Raw genomic sequence first — 15,908 nt, forward strand, 5'->3', positions numbered from 1 at the left:
AGGTCCCGGTGCCGGGGGAGTGAACGGCTCGGGAACACTGCCCGGCCGGGAGCGTGCGCGCCCCCGGCCGGGCAGCCCCGTCGTCGTCAGCGTCGGTACAGGAGTCGTCGGAGTGCCCACAGGACGGCGAGCGCCGGGGTGGTGGCCGCCGCGAGGGCCAGCAGCCAGCCCAGGGCGGTCGGCGGCCACGCGTACACCACCAGCAGGTCGAGGCCGGCGCCCAGGGCCAGCAGCGCGGCGACCGGCAGGTGCACGCCGGGGGCGAAGTCCCGCAGGCGGCCGACCGTCTCGCGCCCGGAGACCAGCGTGCCGGCGCCGAAGATCGAGCCGATCAGGCCGAGGATCAGGATCCAGAGCCCGGCGATCCCGCTCATCGCGCCGTACCGGTGGGCGCGGGCGCCGAGTTCGAGGTCGTTCGCGGCGAACATCAGCGAGACCGAGTCCCCCGGTTCCGGCTCGTCCAGCGTCTCCACCCGGTCCAGGGTCAGTCGCCGGGGCTCGCCGTCGGACCACGGCACGGCCAGCACCATCGGCGCGCTCCAGACCTGGTGGTCGTTGATGTTGACGCCGGTGCGCCGGGGTGTGCCGAGCACCTCCGCTATCTCCACCGTGTACAGGCCGCCGCCCGCGCGCAGGACCCGCTGGGTCCAGCGGCCCTCGGCGCCGTCCGGGCCGACCGCCTGGGCCAGGGCGGAGGTCGGCCCGAGAGCGAGCGCGACGCCCAGCAGGGCGGCGGCGGTCCGGCCGGGTGTGCGCGACCGGTCCTGGTCCGGGTCGCGTCGGAACGCCGAGCGCCGGACCAGCTCGCGCCGGGCCCGCTCCCGTCGGCGTGCCACCGCCGCGGCGGCCAGCCAGCCGAGGGCGCAGACCGAGGTCACCAGCAGCGGCAGCAGCCGGGCCGGGGCCGACAGCGCCACCGCGCTCGGGCTCACCGCGGGCAGCAACGCCCACACCTCGGTGACCAGGGCGCCGATCAGCGTCAGCCATCCGGTCGTTCTGGTCCATACCGTCGACATTCGCGCTCCCCCTGTGATCAAGATCGGAGCGCGAGCGTAGCGGGCCGCGGCGGCGGCAGGGTGACGTGGTCAGACGGTGAGCGCCTCGCCCCAGGCGGCGTCCGCCGCGGCGAGGGCGGGGGCGGCGTCCGCGCCGGTCGCGGTGGCGAGGGCGGTCAGGGTGGCGCGGACGGTGCCGGGGGCGGCGGCGGCGCCGTAGTGGTTCACCCGCAGCATCGTGGCAGCCAGCGCGCCACCGCCGGCCTGGACCGGGAGCGACGGGTCCAGCCGCAGCAGTTCGCGGGCGAGGCCGGCGGCGTCCAGGCCGTCCGGGGTGCGCAGGGTGGTCGCGACCGGCGCGGCGTGCGCGTCGTCCGGGACGAAGGGGGCGAGCGTGCCGAGCGCCCGGACGCCCGCGCGGGTGGCGGCCGCCGCCGCGCGGTGGCGGGCGATCACGGTGTCCAGGCCGTCCGCCGCGATCCGGTCCAGGCAGGCGCCGAGCGCCAGCATCTCCAACTGCGCGGGCGCGTGCGGGAGGGCGGTGCGCCCGGCGTCGGTCCAGCGCTCCTTCCAGTCCAGCAGCGAGAGGTAGGAGCGGCGCGGGGCGGCCGGGTTGGCGGCGATCCGCTCCCAGGCCCGGCCGGAGACCGAGACGGCCGAGACGCCGGCCGGGCCGCCCATCGCCTTCTGTCCGCCGATCACGCACAGGTCCACGCCCCAGGCGTCGGTCAGCAGCGGCTCGGCGGCCACCGAGGCGACCGCGTCGAGCATCAGCAGCGCGCCGTGCTCGCGCACCACGGCGCCGATCTCCGCGACCGGGTTGGTGTTGCCGGTGGCGGCCTCGGCGTGCACCAGCGAGACGAAGTCGACGGAGGGCGCGGCGGCCAGTGCCCCGGCGACCTGCTCGGCGCTCACCGCGGTCTCGAACGGCACGGCGAGGTCGACCACCTCGGCGCCGCAGTCGCGCAGCCAGTTGCCGAAGGTCTGCCCGTAGGGGCCGGTGACGATGTTGAGCGCGGTCGAGCCCGGGTGCGCGGCGCCGCGGATCGCGGCCTCCAGCGGAAGCAGCGCCTCGCCCTGGGTCACGATGACGTCGGCCCCGGTGTGCAACAGGGCGGCCACCTTGTCCTCGATCGCCGCGAACTCGGCGGCGGTGAGCGGGGGCAGGTCGAGGAAGGGACTCACGGTCTCGGGACCTTTCGCGGGGAGGGGCGGTGCTGGCCCGAACGAGTCTGCCTCACCTTCTCCGCTCCCGGGGAACGGCGCCGTCGGTAGAGTGCCGCCATGAGCGATGGCGCGGTGCTGCACGTCCGTGGTCGGGTGCTGGTGGGGCCGGAGGACGTCCGGGACGAACTCTGGGTGGTCGACGGCCGGGTGACCTTCTCCCGGCCCACCGCCGTCGGTGCCGGTGCGGCCGGCGGGTCCGGGTCCCGGGACGTCCGGACGGTCGAGGGCTGGGTGCTGCCGGGTCTGGTGGACGCCCACTGTCACGTCGGCCTGGACGCGCACGGCGCGGTCGACGCCGCCACCAGCGAGAAGCAGGCGATCACCGACCGCGACGCCGGGACCCTGCTGATCCGCGACGCGGGATCGGCCGCGGACACCCGCTGGGTCGACGACCGGGAGGACCTGCCGCGGATCGTCCGGGCCGGGCGGCACATCGCCCGCACCCGCCGCTACATCCGCAACTACGCGCACGAGATCGAGCCCGGCGACCTCGCCGCCTACGTCCGGGCGGAGGCCCGGCGCGGCGACGGCTGGGTCAAGCTGGTCGGCGACTGGATCGACCGGGAGCACGGCGACCTCACCGCCTGCTGGCCCGGCGACGCGCTCGCCGAGGCGATCGCGGCGGCGCACGAGGAGGGCGCGCGGGTCACCGCGCACTGCTTCGCCGCCGAGTCGCTGCCGGACCTGCTGGCGGCCGGGATCGACTGCGTCGAGCACGCGACCGGGCTGACCGAGGAGCTGATCCCGGTGTTCGCCGAGCGCGGGGTCGCGATCGTCCCGACCCTCGTCAACATCGCCACCTTCCCGCAGCTGGCGGCCGGGGGCGAGGCCAAGTTCCCGGCCTGGGCGGCCCATATGCGCCGGCTGCACGAGCGCCGCTACGACACGGTGGGCGCCGCGCACGACGCCGGCATCCCGATCTACGTGGGCACGGACGCCGGCGGCTCGCTGGCCCACGGTCTGGTCGCGGAGGAGGTCGCCGAGCTGGTGAAGGCCGGACTCGACCCGGCCGAGGCGCTCTCGGCGGCGAGCTGGGGAGCGCGGGCCTGGCTGGGGCGGCCCGGGCTGGAGGAGGGCGCTCCGGCGGACTTCGTGGTGTACGGGGAGGACCCGCGCGCCGATGTCCGGGTGCTGGCCGATCCCCGCTCGGTGGTGCTGCGCGGCCGCCCGGTGGCCTGAGCGGAGCGAGGGCGGGGGCCGGAGGCGAGGGCGGGGGCGAGGGCGGGGGCCGGAGCGGCTTCCGGCGGCCCGGGCGGGGCCCGCGCCGGGGCGGCCGGTCGTGGTGGACGGACTGTCCGAATGGGCCGATAGGGTTACGCCCATGGCACCGCGTCCACTGAACGAGATCGTCGAGCCCGGGTGGGCCACCGCGCTGGAGCCGGTGGCCGGGAGGGTCGCCGCGATGGGCGACTTCCTCCGCGCCGAACTGGCCGCCGGCCGCACCTATCTGCCCTCCGGACCGAATGTGCTGCGCGCCTTCCAGCAGCCCTTCGCCGACGTCCGGGTGCTGATCGTCGGCCAGGACCCCTACCCGACGCCCGGTCACGCCGTCGGCCTCAGCTTCTCGGTGGGGGAGGACGTCCGCCCGATCCCGGCCAGTCTGATCAACATCTTCCAGGAGTACGGCAGCGACCTCGGCCTGCCGCAGCCGTCCAACGGCGACCTCACCCCGTGGACGCGGCAGGGCGTGCTGCTGCTGAACCGCGCCCTGACCACCGCTCCGCGCAAGCCCGCCGCGCACCGGGGCAAGGGCTGGGAGGAGGTCACCGAGCAGGCGATCCGCGCCCTGACGGCGCGCGGCGGCCCGCTGGTGGCGATCCTCTGGGGCCGGGACGCGCGCAATCTGCGTCCGCTGCTGGGGGAGATGCCGGCGATCGAGTCCGCGCACCCGAGCCCGTACTCGGCGAGCGGCGGCTTCTTCGGCTCCCGCCCGTTCAGTCGGGCCAACGACATGCTGGTCCAGCAGGGCGCGCAGCCGGTCGACTGGCGCCTGCCGTAACCCCTGCCGTAACCCCTGCCGTAGCCCCTGGCGTCCCTCTAGCAGACCGACGTCACCTCGGAGCGTCAACATCACCCCAACGGGTGAAATGACTCTCTGTATGACTCGTATGACGGATCGTTTGAGAAGACTGGCGGTTCATCCAGTTCCTGCCGTTGGTCGTGGGGTACCGCCATGTCTTCTCGCTCCGTCCGTTCTTCCCACTCCGTCCGTTCCTCCCGCTCCTCGCGCCGAATCGTTTCCGCAACCGCCGCCGCGGCGGTCTGCACACTGCTCACCGTTCCTGTCGCCACCGCGGCTCCGGGTGCTCCGGGCGGTGCGGGCGCCCCGGGCGCTCCGGCCGCCGGGGCCGCCCCCACCGCCGGGTCGCCGGGCAAGGCGCGCGCCGTCACCGCCGAACTCGACCTGGACGTCCGCCTGTTGAACAACGCCGTGGACATCCCGGTGAACGTCTCGCTGAACAAGGTGGAGTCCCCGGCGCAGCGCGACGGCACCGTTCTCACCGCCAGGGTCGACGGCGTCGACCAGTCCGGCCCGGTCACCCTGGTCAAGGCCGACGTCGGCAAGTCGGTGACCAGGACGGACGCCAAGGGTGCCGCCGCCTCCGTCACCCTGGCCGACGCCGAGGTGCACGCGCCCGGCCTGCCCGGGACCACCCTGCTGGGCCTGGAGGCGCTCACCGCCACCGCCACCTGTCCGGTCGACGGGCAGCCGACCGCCGACGTGGTGGCCCCGGCCAAGCTCACCGTGCTCGGCAAGTCCGTCACCGTCAACCTCTACGGACCGACCAAGGTGGACGTGCCACTGGTCGGCAGCGTGTCGGTGGAGTTCTCCAGGAAGAGCACCACCTCGACCACCGCCGCCGCCTCGGCGCTGGAGGTGCAGGTGGCGGTGGACCCGCTCAACCTCAACGTCGCCAAGGTGACCGGCACCATCACGGTCGCCTCGGTGAGCTGCGAGAAGCCGGTGCCGGCCGCGCCCACCGCCGCACCCACCCCGGCGCCGACACCGTCGGACGCCGCGCCGGTGGTGACCCCCGCCGCCCAGCCGGTCGTGGACGCCACCCCGTCCGCCGCCCCCGGCACCGCCCGCGCCGCCGCCCCGCACACGGCCACCACGACCCCCTCCGCCCGCCGGACCGGCACCGGTACCTCCTCCGCGGCGCCCGACCACCTGGCGTCCACCGGCGGCAACGACGCCACCGGCCCGCTCGCCGCCGGCGCCGCCGCGCTGGTGGCCGGCGGCGCCTTCGCCCTCTGGGGCACCCGCCGCCGTCGCGGCGCGGTCGCGGCCCACGCCCGCCGCCACTGACACCGGGTCCCCCGTCGGTGCGGGAGTGCCACTCGCGGCACTCCCGCACCGTGACCGTGCCAATGCGGACGGTTGGTTCACATGCGCGTTACATGAGAGGAACAACCGGGAAACGGCGCCTTGCAACGCTACGCGGGCACCCACCACCCAGTTTGCGAGGTACACCGCCGTGGCAATCAAGGCCGAGTACATCTGGATCGACGGCACCAAGCCGACCGCCAAGCTCCGCTCCAAGACTCGTGTCCTGCCGAACGCGGAGAAGATCCCCACCTGGGGCTTCGACGGTTCCTCGACCAACCAGGCCGAGGGTCACGCCTCGGACCGCGTGCTGGCGCCGGTCCGGGTCGTCAAGGACCCGATCCGCGGCGGCGACCACATCCTCGTCCTCTGCGAGGTCAACGAGACCGACGGCACCCCGCACGAGTCCAACACCCGTGCCCTGCTGCGCGGTGTCGCCGAGCAGTACGAGGCGCAGGAGTCGATCTTCGGCATCGAGCAGGAGTACACCTTCTTCAAGGGCTCCCGCCCGCTCGGCTTCCCCGAGGGCGGCTTCCCGGCCCCGCAGGGCGGCTACTACTGCGGTGTCGGCGCCGAGGAGGTCTTCGGCCGCGAGATCGTCGAGCTGCACCTGGACCGCTGCATCGACGCCGGCCTCGCCATCTGCGGCATCAACGCCGAGGTCATGCCCGGCCAGTGGGAGTTCCAGATCGGCCCGGTCGACGCCCTGACCGTCTCCGACGACATGTGGATCGCCCGCTACCTGCTCTACCGCACCGCCGAGGAGTTCGGCATCGACGCCACCCTCGACGCGAAGCCGGCCCGCGGCGACTGGAACGGCGCGGGCGCGCACACCAACTTCTCCACCAAGGCGATGCGCGAGGGCTACGACGCGATCATCACCGCCTGCGAGTCGCTCGGCGCCTCGCAGGAGCTGGTCCTGGAGCACGTCACCCAGTACGGCGCCGACATCGAGTCCCGCCTGACCGGCAAGCACGAGACCGCCCCGTGGAACGTCTACTCCTACGGCGTCTCCGACCGCGGTGCCTCGGTCCGCATCCCGTGGCAGGTCGAGGTCGACCAGAAGGGCTACATCGAGGACCGTCGGCCGAACGCCAACGTCGACCCCTACGTGGTCACCCGCCTGCTGATCAACACCTGCTGCGCCGCCCTGGAGAAGGCCGGCCAGGTCTGATCCACGGCGCTCCGCCGGGAGCACCACGCACGCCCGCAGGGCCTCCCCGTCGACGGGGAGGCCCTGCGGGCGTTTCCGGCGTCCGGCCCGCCCGGCGCCGTGCTCGCCGCGGGCGTCACTGCTGGCCGAGGACCATCCACTTCTCCGGCTTCGCCAGGGGCTCGAAGCCCGCCTTGGCGTAGACGGGGTGGGCGTCGGCGGTGGCGAGCAGGAGGCGGCGCAGGCCGTACGGGGCGAGGTGGTCGCGGACGGCGGCGGCGAGGGCGGTGCCGAGGCCGAGGCCGCGGACGGCCGGGGCGATGTAGACGTCGCAGAGCCAGGCGAAGGTGGCGCGGTCGGTGACGACCCGGGCGTAGCCGACCTGGGCGCCGGAAGCGCGGTCGTGGACGCCGAAGTTGAGCGAGCCGGCGATGGCGAGGTCCTGCTTCTCGCGGGTGCGGCCGAGAGCCCAGTAGGCGTCCTCGGACAGCCACCGGTGGATCAGGGCGGCGTCGAGGCGCGCGGGGTCGGTGGAGATCTCGTAGCCGTCCGGCAGTTCCGTGGTCATGGCCGGATCCAAGCAGAGGCGCCCGCGCCGGACCAGCGATTACCGGACCAGCGATTACCGGGGCGGCGAGGTCCGGGGCGGCGAGGTCCGGGGCGGCGACGTCCGGGGTGGGGGTTGGGGGGGGCGGGGGGGGGGGGGGGGGGGGCGGGGGTGGCGAACGGGGGGTTGGGGGGGGGGGGGGGGGGGGGGGGGGGGGGGGGGGGCCGCGGGGGGGGGGTGGGGCGGGGGGGGGGGGGGGGGCCCCCCCCCGCCCCCCCCCCACCCCGGTTCGGTCAGTGGATCGGGACGGCGTCCGTCGGCTTGCTGTGCCAGTTGGTGACGATCGGCTTGTCCACGTTGGTCGGCCCGATCGGCAGGCTGACCGGGTCCGGGTCCGGGGTGCTGATACCGACGATCACGTCGTTGAACTGGATCGCCTGGTTGTCCTTGGTGGTCTTGGTCATGACGCCCGCGTAGGCGGCGTCCGAGCCGCTGAGCCTGATCGGCTGGGCGGCGGCCTGCTCGGCCTTGGCCGCCTCGATGCCGCCCGAGCCGAAGGCGATCACGGGGCGGGCGGGCAGGGTGCAGGTGACGCCGGGCTTCGCCTTGGCGGTGATCAGGACGTAACCGCCCGCCTGGGACTCGACCTTGGCGGTGAGGACGAGGTCCTTGGCGCCGCAGCCGCCGGCGGCCTGGGCCGGGGTCGAGGGCTTGCCGGTGGCGGTCGCGGTGGTGCTCGCGGGAGCGGAGGCCGGGGCCGGAGTGGTGGCCGGGGCGGGCGTGGCGGCCGGCGGGGCCGTGGCCGGGGCGGTGGCCGTGGTGGCCGGAGCGGACGCGGCGGGGGCGGGGTCGCTGTTCTCCGGACCGCACGCGGTGGTGGCGGCGGCGAGCGCCGCGACGGCGGCGGCGGTGAGAACGAGACGGCGCGGGCGCATGGCGGATCCCCCAGAACTGTGACCGCCGGTGTCGCTCACCGGCGCAGGACGACCGTACGCCGGAGTCGTTCACAGTCCGGTGCGGGAAATATCCCGATTCTGTTCCGGACCGCCCCGTGCCTTCGGCCCACCGCAAAAAGGATGGTCAAGTGGACCGGCACGCGGGACGATTCGGCCCATGACCACCCTCCCGCTGCTCCTCCTCGACGTCGACGGCCCGCTGAACCCGTTCGCCGCCCAGCCGGCGGAACAGCCCGCCGGATACGGGACCCACCACGTCCGCCCGGAATTCCTGCTGGCGCGCTTCCCCGGGCGCCCGACCGAGGAGGTCGAGCCGATCCGGCTCTGGATCAACCCCGACCACGGCCCCCGACTCCTCGACCTGCCCTTCGAACTTGTCTGGGCGACGGCCTGGAAGAGCGAGGCCAACACCTGGATCGGCCCGCTCGTCGGCCTGCCCGAACTCCCCGTCATCGTCTGGCCGCAGATGTTCCACCAGGACCCGGACGGCCTGCACTGGAAGACCAGGGTCCTGGTCGAGTGGGCCGCCGGGCGGCCCTTCGTCTGGGTGGACGACGAACTGGGCCCGCTGGACACCGAGTGGATAGCCGCCAACCACCCCGGCCCGGCGGCGACGTTCCGGATCCACCCCGGGATCGGCCTGCGGGCGGAGGACTTCGACACCCTGCGGGAATGGGCGCGGACCGAGCTGGGGGACTGAGCGCGGTGCTGCTGGCCACGGTGGAGCGGCTGTGCCGCTACCCGGTGAAGTCGATGCTCGGCGAGGACCTCGGGGCGGCGGACGTCTCGGAGCGCGGCATCACCGGCGACCGCGCGTTCGCGCTGCTGGACGCCGACACCGGACGGGTGGTGAGCGCCAAGAACCCGCGGCTGTGGGCGGGCGTCCTCGGGTTCACGGCGGTCACCGGGCCGGGCGGCAGGGTGACCGTCCTCGGCCCGGACGGCGAGGACGTCGACGAGGCCGGGATCTCGGAGCGGCTGGGTCGCAAGGTCCGACTGGTGGACGTGCCGCCGCCGGGCGCGAGCGTCGAACGGTCCGTCCCGGAGGAGGTGCTGGCGCGCGGTGCGCGCGCCGAGGTCGGCTTCACCGTCAGCGAGTTGGGGCGCGGCGCGCCGCCGGGCACCTTCTTCGACTTCGCGCCGCTCCACCTGCTCACCACGGCGGCCCTCGCCGCCGCCGACGCCCCCGCCGGGGCGGCCGCGCGGTACCGCCCCAACCTGGTGCTGCGGACCCCCGGCGGTGCCTCCGGCTTCGTCGAGAACGGCTGGGTGGAAGGGGAGCTGGCGGTCGGGCCGGAGCTGCGGCTGCACGTCGTGGCGGCGACGCCGCGCTGCGCCGTCCCCACCCTGGCGCACGGGCCGCGGCTGCCGCGTTCGGCGGCGGCGTTGCGGGTGCTCGCGGAGCGCAACCGGGTGGTGCCGCTGCCGGGCATGGGGGCACTGCCCTGTCTCGGTGTGTACGCCCGGGTGGTGCGGCCCGGGCGGGTGCGGGTCGGGGACCGGGTCGGGCCGGTGTCCTGAGCGGGCCGGTGTCCCGAGCGCTGTCCGGGCCGCCCCGACTGTCCCCGGCCCGCCCCGGCCGTCCGGGCGGGCCGGGCGGCCGTCCGGGCAGTGTTCCCGGCGGGAGGGAACCGGTTGCCGCGCCAGGAGGTCCCATGAGTACCAGAACCGACTCCGGGGAGGCGACCGGGATGGGCGGCGGGAACCGGCAGTTCGAGGGCACGGCAGGTGAGGGCGCGGCGGGCGTGGGCACGGACGGGAGCGCGGGCCGACGGGCGGCGCGGTGGGCGCGCTGGGCGGTGGTCGGGATGGCCGGGGCGACCCTGACGGTGGTGCTCCTGACCTCGGGGGACGGCGGGTCGGGCGGGCACTCGGCGCCGGTCACGGTGACCGTGACGACGCCCTCGGGCACACCGACGCTCACCCTCCCGGGCCCGGTTCCGAACCCGGACCCGGGGCCGGTCACGACGTCCGCCGCCCTCGTCGGTCCCGACTTCCCCTGACCGACTTCCCCTGACCGGCGGCCCCCGGCCGTGGGGCCGGGTCTACCCCCGGTCCTCGGCGAGCGCGGCCGTGAGGGCGGCGAGGAACGCGTCCGTGGTTCCCTCGGCCCGGACGGCGATGCGGAGCCAGTCCGGGCCGAGGCCGGGGAAGGTGTCGCCCCGGCGGACGGCGAAGCCGCGGTCGCGCAGCCGGTCGCGCACGGTGTCGGCGCCGGGCAGTTCCACCAGCACGAACGAGGCCGCCGGTTCGCCGTGGACCCGGACGTCGGGGAGGGCGGCCAGACCCTTCAGCAGATGGTCGCGGCGGAGTCCGAGTTCCTGGGCGGCCCGCTCGGCCTCGTCGAGCGCGGCCGGGGCCGAGCACGCCTCGGCGGCGACCAGGGCCGGGGTGGAGACCGGCCAGAGCGGCTGGGCGGCGGCGAGGGCGGCGATCAGCGGGGCCGGGCCGAGGACGTAGCCGATCCGCAGTCCGGCCAGTCCCCAGGTCTTGGTGAGGCTGCGCAGGACCACCACCCGGCCCGGCAAGTCCCGTTCGGAGGCGAGAGATTCGCGCTCGCCGGGCACGGTGTCCATGAACGCCTCGTCGATCACCAGGGTGCGGCCGGGCCGGGCCAGGGCGGCGACGACGGCGGCCGGGTGGAGGACGGAGGTGGGATTGGTGGGGTTGCCGAGCACGACCAGGTCGGACTCCTCCGGGACGGCCCCGGCGGTCAGCCGGAAGCCCTCGGCGGGGGAGAGCAGGGCGCGGTGCACCGGGTGCCCGGCGTCCCGCAGTGCGGCTTCGGGCTCGGTGAACTGGGGGTGGACCACCGTGATGTGACGTGGCGTCAGAGTGCGGGCGAGCAGCACGAACGCTTCGGCGGCGCCGGCGGTGAGCAGCACCTCGTCCACCGGGCGGCCGTGCCGGGCGGCGACGGCGGCCCGGGCGGCGGCCCCGTCGGGGTAGGCGGCGAGGTCGGCGAGGGTGGCGGCGAGGCGGGCGCGCAGCCAGGCCGGGGGCGTGCCGGTGCGGACGTTGACGGCGAGGTCGACCAGATCGGCGCCGTCGGCGCGGACCTCGGCGTCCCCGTGGTGGCGCAGGTCCGGCTCGTGCGCCTCGGGTCCGGCGGGGGAGTGGGGGGTCACGGGCGCTCTCCTGCGTTCCGGGGGTGGGGGGGTGCCGGCGACGGCGGCCGTCGCCGACGCGGTCTTCCGTTTGGGGGCGAGGAGTTCGCCGCCGCCCGTCGCCGCCAGCGCCGCCGCCTCGGCGACGCTGACGGTGCCGACCGCCGCGCCGACGGTGCCGGACGGGTTCGGTACCCGGACGGCGGCCAGCGCCTCGGCCGGGTACTCGATCACGGGGACGCCGAGCGCCGTCGCGGCCGCCCGGACGGCGGGGTGGCCGCCCTTGCCGGTGAGGGTCGCGAGCGCGCGGACGGCGTCGGCGGGCAGTCCCGCTCCGGCGAGCGTCCGCCGGACCAGCGCCAGTAGCTCCGGCCCGGTGGCGGTCGCGCGCAGGCCCACGCCGACGACGAGCCCTTCGGTGGCGAGCCCTCCGGCGGTGAGCTCTTCGGTGGTGAGTTCTTCGGTGGTGAGTTCTTCGGCGGCGGACGTTCCGGTGGCGGGCCTCTCGGCGAACGGCTCTCCGCCGAGGGGCCCGCCCTCGAACGGTCCTCCGTCGAACGGTCCTCCGTCCGTGGACCCGCGCGCGTCGCGGATGCCCCGCGCGCCCCGCGGAGCCCGCGCCCCCGGAGTGCCCCCGACCCCTCGCGGTGCCCGGCCGCCCCGGCCGTCGGGCCGGCCGGGCCCGTTCCGGTCCGGATCCCTCACGCCGCACTCACCGCCCGCTCACGTCCCGCTCCTCCACGTCACCCGCCCGACACCCGCCCGAAGGCCGGACGCCGGCCGGCGCGGCCCGGCGGCCACCGGGGGCGGCCGAAATCCGCCGCTCCCCGCCCGGGCGGAATGCCGCAGGTCAGGGCGATACCGGGCGTCCGGGACTGCCGGAAATCCCACCACGCCCGCGACGGACGGGTCAATCGGGCCGAATGTGACGTTCCCCCGGCTCCGGCCGACGGCGAAGCTCGGCCACCGATCCCTGTTCGCCAGTTCTTCACCTCTCCGCCGAGGCCCGCGCCACCCCACCACTCCTACTGTTTGCGGCGCTCCGAAACCGCCACTGCCCCGATCGGCGGTCCTCTCCCACCCGGCAGTACCCGGCGGCCGGGAAAGCCTGCCCTGCCCGCCGCCGTTCCCGACGCACGGAGGACACCATGCCCGAAACTCCGGACACTGTTGACATGAGCGCCACTACCCCGAGCGCCGGGGGTGCCGCCCCGAGCCGCCCCCGCCGCCGCACGCTGACCGCCTCGGCCGCCGGGCTCGGCCTCGTCGCCGGCTCGCTCGGCCTCTGGGCCGCCACCGGCACCACCGCGCAGGCCGCCGCCCTGCCGACCCCCGACCACGTGGTCGTCGTCGTCCTGGAGAACCACGCCTACACCCAGGTCATCGGCAGCTCCAGCGCGCCGTACATCAACAACACCCTCAAGGCCGGCGGCGCCACCCTCACCCAGTCCTTCGGGCTCACCCACCCCAGCGAGCCCAACTACTACCAGCTGTTCTCCGGCTCCAACCAGGGCCGCACCGACGACGGCTGCGTCTCCGTCGGCTCCATCAACAAGCCGAACCTCGCCTCCGAGCTGATCGCCGCCGGCAAGACCTGGGGCAGCTACAACGAGGGCCTGCCGAGCCAGGGCTCGACCGTCTGCTCCAGCGGCAAGTACGCGCAGAAGCACAACCCGTGGTTCGGCTTCTCCAACGTGCCGACCAACACCGCCTACACCATGACGCAGTTCCCGACGAACTACGCGACGCTGCCCAAGGTCTCCTTCGTCGTCCCGGACCTGTGCAACGACATGCACGACTGCTCGGTCGGCACCGGCGACACCTGGATCAAGAACAAGCTCGGCGCCTACGCCAGCTGGGCCAAGGCCAACAACAGCATCCTCGTCGTCACCTTCGACGAGGACAACCGCCTCTCCGGCAACCGCATCCCCACCGTCTTCTACGGCGCCCACGTCACCCCGGGCTCCACCACCGCCACCACGTACAACCACTACAACGTGCTGCGCACCCTGGAGGACCTCGCCGGCCTGACCAGCCACGCGGGCAACGCCGCCACCGCCGCCACCATCACCGGCATCTGGAACTGACGCCCGTGTACGTCGCGGACTCCCGCAGCTCCAAGGCCCCCGTCGCCCCGGCCGAGACCCGGCCGGGGCGGCGGGAGGCCGCCGATGGCACCGGCGAGGGCATCGGCACCGGCGACGGCACCGCCGCCGGCCGCCGCACCGCCGCCCGGGCGGCCGTCCCCGGCACCGTGGTGGCCCTGGGCGTGGTCAGCCTGGTCACCGACATCTCGTCCGAGATGGTCAGCGCCGTCCTGCCGCTCTACCTGCTCACCGGCCTCGGCCTGTCCCCGCTCGGCTTCGGCCTCCTCGACGGCATCCAGAACGGCTTCAGCGCCGTCGTCCGCCTGCTCGGCGGCCACCTCGCCGACCGCCGGGGACGCGACGGCGCCTCCCGGCACAAGACCGTCGCCGCCGTCGGCTACGGCCTGTCCGCACTCTGCAAGCCACTGCTGCTGCTCGCCCACACCGTGCCGCTGATCGGCGCCGTGATCGCCGCCGACCGCACCGGCAAGGGCCTGCGCACCGCCCCGCGCGACGCCATGATCTCGCTCGCCACCGAACCCGCCCACCGCGGCCGGGCGTTCGGCGTGCACCGGGCGATGGACACCGCGGGCGCGCTGCTCGGCCCGCTCACCGCCTTCCTCGTCCTGCGGCTCGCCGGCGGCCCACTGCTCGCCGACGGCGGCCAACAGCAGGGCTACCACGCGGTGTTCGCGGTCAGCGCCTGCGTCGCCGTGCTCGGCGTCCTCGTCCTGCTGCTCTTCGTGCCCAACCGGCTCGACGGCGCCGAACCGTCCGACACCCGCCCCCGGCTGCGGGACGGCATCGCACTGCTGCGCCTCCCCGGCCTGCGCCGGCTCACCGTGTGCGCCGTCCTGCTCGGCCTCACCACCGTCAGCGATTCCTTCCTCTACCTGCTGGTGCAGCGCCGGCTCGGCCTCTCCGTCGAGTACTTCCCCCTCCTGCCGCTCGGCACCGCCGGCGCGTTCCTGCTGCTCGCCGTCCCGCTCGGCGCCCTCGCCGACCGGATCGGCCGCCGCCGGCTGTTCCTCGCCGGGCACGCCGTCCTGCTGCTCGCCTACGGCCTCCTGCTGTCGCCGCTGGACGGCCCCGCCACCGTGCTCTGCGTCCTGCTGCTGCACGGCACCTTCTACGCCGCCACGGACGGCGTGCTCGCCGCCGCCGCGGCCGACACCGTCCCCGCCGCACAGCGCGGCGCCGGACTCGCCCTGGTCGGCACCGGGCAGGCGCTGGCCCGGTTCGCCTGCTCGCTGGTGTTCGGCGCGCTGTGGAGCGCGGTCGGCGGCACCACCGCGCTGACCTGGTCGGCGCTGGCGCTGGCCGGCTGCGTCGCCGGGGCGGCGTTCGTGCTGCGCGAACCCGCCGCCGCTACCGCCGCCACCACCGCCGCCGCTGCTCCCGAGAACGACGACTCCGAGGTGCCCTCGTGACCACCGCCGCCACCCTGTCCAACCGCACCCGGGTGCTGATCCTGCTGGTCGCCGTCGTCCTGCTCGGCGGGGTCGGCACCGGCGCCGTCCTGTGGGCCTCCGACCGCTCCGCCGAACGCGACCGCGCCCAGGCCGGCGGCCCCGTCGTCACCCGGGGCGAGGTCACCCTCGGGGACCCGGCCGCCCGGCAGCTCGTCTTCCGCAACATGGCCTGGGGCCCGCACCGCGACGAGGTCGTCACCGTCCCCGCCGACCACCCCGACGGCCCGCGCACCTCCTCCGGCGTCCAGTGCCTGCGCTTCTACGCCGCCGCCGGCACCGGCATCTGCCTGCGCGCCGACCGCGGCCCGCTCCAGGACACCTACCGGGCCGTCGTGCTCGACGACCACCTGCGCGAACTGCGCTCCTTCCCCGCCGCCGGCATCCCCACCCGCTCCCGGGTCTCCCCCTCCGGCCACCTCGCCGCCTGGACGGTCTTCGTCAGCGGCGACTCCTACGCGGGCACCGACTTCTCCACCCGCACCTCGATCGTCGACGTCCGCGACTGGAACCTCCGCGAGAACCTGGAGGACTTCGACCTGGTCAAGGACGGCAAGCCGTACCGGGCCCCGGACATCAACATCTGGGGCGTGACCTTCGCCGACGACAACACCTTCTACGCCACCGCCGCCACCGGCGGCCAGACCTACCTGGTCCGCGGCGACCTCGCCGCCCGCACCCTCACCACCCTGCACCAGAACGTCGAGTGCCCGTCGCTCTCCCCCGACGGCACCCGGATCGCCTACAAGAAGCGCGTCCCCGGCGCCTCCGCGGACGCCCCCTGGCGGCTGTACGTCCTCGACCTCGCCACCATGACCGAGACCGCCACCGCCGAGCAGCGCAGCATCGACGACCAGGCCGTCTGGTCCGACCCGCACACCCTGCTCTACGCCATGCCCGGTGACTTCGGCGCCGACCTGTGGACCGTCCCCGCCGACGGCGGCGGCACCGCCGGGCGGCTGCTGGAGGCCGCCGTGGCCCCCGCCTACCTCGGCTGAGCGCGGGCTGATCGGGGTGGTTGGTCCCATTCGGAACTCGG

At 75.3% G+C, this 15,908-nt stretch carries 15 protein-coding genes; 10 read left to right on the forward strand and 5 right to left on the reverse strand.

Translation table 11 applies throughout. The annotated features are described in order from the left end of the window. Positions 1–86: 86 nt before the first annotated feature. Together ACIQ9P_RS23595 and ACIQ9P_RS23600 are read right to left on the reverse strand one after the other, a co-directional pair. Positions 87–1,016: a hypothetical protein gene (locus ACIQ9P_RS23595; RefSeq protein WP_402359396.1), complete on the reverse strand. Its 930-nt coding sequence runs from the start codon at positions 1,014–1,016 to the stop codon at positions 87–89. Between the two features lie 69 nt (positions 1,017–1,085). Next, positions 1,086–2,180, reverse strand: coding sequence for a pyridoxal-phosphate-dependent aminotransferase family protein (locus ACIQ9P_RS23600; RefSeq protein WP_402359399.1), 1,095 nt, complete (start codon positions 2,178–2,180; stop codon positions 1,086–1,088). A 99-nt stretch (positions 2,181–2,279) separates the two neighbouring features. Here ACIQ9P_RS23600 and ACIQ9P_RS23605 point away from each other — a divergent pair, with 99 nt between their 5' ends. From ACIQ9P_RS23605 to glnII, 4 genes are all read left to right on the forward strand, one after another. After that, positions 2,280–3,401, forward strand: a complete 1,122-nt coding sequence (locus ACIQ9P_RS23605) for an amidohydrolase family protein (RefSeq protein WP_402359402.1) — start codon at positions 2,280–2,282, stop codon at positions 3,399–3,401. Between the two features lie 142 nt (positions 3,402–3,543). Then, positions 3,544–4,221 carry a uracil-DNA glycosylase gene (locus ACIQ9P_RS23610; protein ID WP_402359405.1) on the forward strand — a complete coding sequence of 226 codons (678 nt, stop codon included), beginning with the start codon at positions 3,544–3,546 and terminating at the stop codon, positions 4,219–4,221. A 174-nt stretch (positions 4,222–4,395) separates the two neighbouring features. Beyond that, positions 4,396–5,532, forward strand: a complete 1,137-nt coding sequence (locus ACIQ9P_RS23615; RefSeq protein ID WP_402359408.1) for an SCO1860 family LAETG-anchored protein — start codon at positions 4,396–4,398, stop codon at positions 5,530–5,532. Positions 5,533–5,701: 169 nt separating this feature from the next. Beyond that, complete coding sequence (gene glnII / locus ACIQ9P_RS23620) at positions 5,702–6,724, forward strand: glutamine synthetase GlnII (RefSeq protein ID WP_402359411.1); 1,023 nt, start codon at positions 5,702–5,704, stop codon at positions 6,722–6,724. Positions 6,725–6,839: 115 nt separating this feature from the next. Here the strand turns inward: glnII and ACIQ9P_RS23625 are convergent, their stop codons facing one another. Together ACIQ9P_RS23625 and ACIQ9P_RS23630 are read right to left on the reverse strand one after the other, a co-directional pair. Continuing rightward, on the reverse strand, positions 6,840–7,271 hold the full coding sequence (locus ACIQ9P_RS23625; protein WP_402359414.1) for a GNAT family N-acetyltransferase: 432 nt from the start codon (positions 7,269–7,271) through the stop codon (positions 6,840–6,842). Positions 7,272–7,543: 272 nt separating this feature from the next. Then, positions 7,544–8,185, reverse strand: coding sequence for a hypothetical protein (locus ACIQ9P_RS23630; protein WP_402359417.1), 642 nt, complete (start codon positions 8,183–8,185; stop codon positions 7,544–7,546). A gap of 178 nt (positions 8,186–8,363) precedes the next feature. Here ACIQ9P_RS23630 and ACIQ9P_RS23635 point away from each other — a divergent pair, with 178 nt between their 5' ends. From ACIQ9P_RS23635 to ACIQ9P_RS23645, 3 genes are all read left to right on the forward strand, one after another. Next, positions 8,364–8,906, forward strand: coding sequence for a hypothetical protein (locus tag ACIQ9P_RS23635; RefSeq protein WP_402359420.1), 543 nt, complete (start codon positions 8,364–8,366; stop codon positions 8,904–8,906). Then, positions 8,879–9,727, forward strand: coding sequence for an MOSC N-terminal beta barrel domain-containing protein (locus ACIQ9P_RS23640; RefSeq protein WP_402359423.1), 849 nt, complete (start codon positions 8,879–8,881; stop codon positions 9,725–9,727). Before ACIQ9P_RS23635 ends, ACIQ9P_RS23640 begins: the two co-directional genes overlap by 28 nt. A 134-nt stretch (positions 9,728–9,861) precedes the next feature. Further along, the gene (locus ACIQ9P_RS23645) at positions 9,862–10,209 is read left to right on the forward strand and encodes a hypothetical protein (RefSeq protein ID WP_402359426.1); all 348 of its coding nucleotides are present in this window, start codon (positions 9,862–9,864) and stop codon (positions 10,207–10,209) included. 42 nt (positions 10,210–10,251) lie between these two features. Here the strand turns inward: ACIQ9P_RS23645 and cobC are convergent, their stop codons facing one another. Continuing rightward, a complete protein-coding gene (gene cobC, locus ACIQ9P_RS23650) occupies positions 10,252–11,712 on the reverse strand; it encodes an Rv2231c family pyridoxal phosphate-dependent protein CobC (RefSeq protein ID WP_402359429.1) in 1,461 nt (486 codons plus the stop codon). A gap of 776 nt (positions 11,713–12,488) precedes the next feature. On the opposite strand from cobC, the gene ACIQ9P_RS23655 reads away from it, so the two are divergent. From ACIQ9P_RS23655 to ACIQ9P_RS23665, 3 genes are read left to right on the forward strand one after another with little or no spacing between them, the layout of a single operon-like run. Next, positions 12,489–13,400, forward strand: a complete 912-nt coding sequence (locus ACIQ9P_RS23655) for an alkaline phosphatase family protein (RefSeq protein ID WP_402359432.1) — start codon at positions 12,489–12,491, stop codon at positions 13,398–13,400. 5 nt (positions 13,401–13,405) lie between these two features. Continuing rightward, entirely contained in the window at positions 13,406–14,830 is a 1,425-nt protein-coding gene (locus ACIQ9P_RS23660; RefSeq protein WP_402359435.1) for an MFS transporter, read from the forward strand. A gap of 14 nt (positions 14,831–14,844) precedes the next feature. Then, positions 14,845–15,867 carry a TolB family protein gene (locus tag ACIQ9P_RS23665; RefSeq protein ID WP_402359775.1) on the forward strand — a complete coding sequence of 341 codons (1,023 nt, stop codon included), beginning with the start codon at positions 14,845–14,847 and terminating at the stop codon, positions 15,865–15,867. Positions 15,868–15,908 lie beyond the last annotated feature (41 nt).

The sequence above is a fragment of the Kitasatospora sp. NPDC094019 genome, assembly GCF_044764505.1.
Classification (GTDB): domain Bacteria; phylum Actinomycetota; class Actinomycetes; order Streptomycetales; family Streptomycetaceae; genus Kitasatospora.

Coding starts and splice junctions, on each gene's coding strand:
- ACIQ9P_RS23595 (WP_402359396.1), bottom strand. CDS start 1,016: ATGTCGACGGTATGGACCAGAACGACCGGATGGCTGACGCTGATCGGC.
- ACIQ9P_RS23605 (WP_402359402.1), top strand. CDS start 2,280: ATGAGCGATGGCGCGGTGCTGCACGTCCGTGGTCGGGTGCTGGTGGGG.
- ACIQ9P_RS23610 (WP_402359405.1), top strand. CDS start 3,544: ATGGCACCGCGTCCACTGAACGAGATCGTCGAGCCCGGGTGGGCCACC.
- ACIQ9P_RS23615 (WP_402359408.1), top strand. CDS start 4,396: ATGTCTTCTCGCTCCGTCCGTTCTTCCCACTCCGTCCGTTCCTCCCGC.
- ACIQ9P_RS23625 (WP_402359414.1), bottom strand. CDS start 7,271: ATGACCACGGAACTGCCGGACGGCTACGAGATCTCCACCGACCCCGCG.
- ACIQ9P_RS23630 (WP_402359417.1), bottom strand. CDS start 8,185: ATGCGCCCGCGCCGTCTCGTTCTCACCGCCGCCGCCGTCGCGGCGCTC.
- ACIQ9P_RS23635 (WP_402359420.1), top strand. CDS start 8,364: ATGACCACCCTCCCGCTGCTCCTCCTCGACGTCGACGGCCCGCTGAAC.
- ACIQ9P_RS23640 (WP_402359423.1), top strand. CDS start 8,879: ATGGGCGCGGACCGAGCTGGGGGACTGAGCGCGGTGCTGCTGGCCACG.
- ACIQ9P_RS23645 (WP_402359426.1), top strand. CDS start 9,862: ATGAGTACCAGAACCGACTCCGGGGAGGCGACCGGGATGGGCGGCGGG.
- ACIQ9P_RS23655 (WP_402359432.1), top strand. CDS start 12,489: ATGAGCGCCACTACCCCGAGCGCCGGGGGTGCCGCCCCGAGCCGCCCC.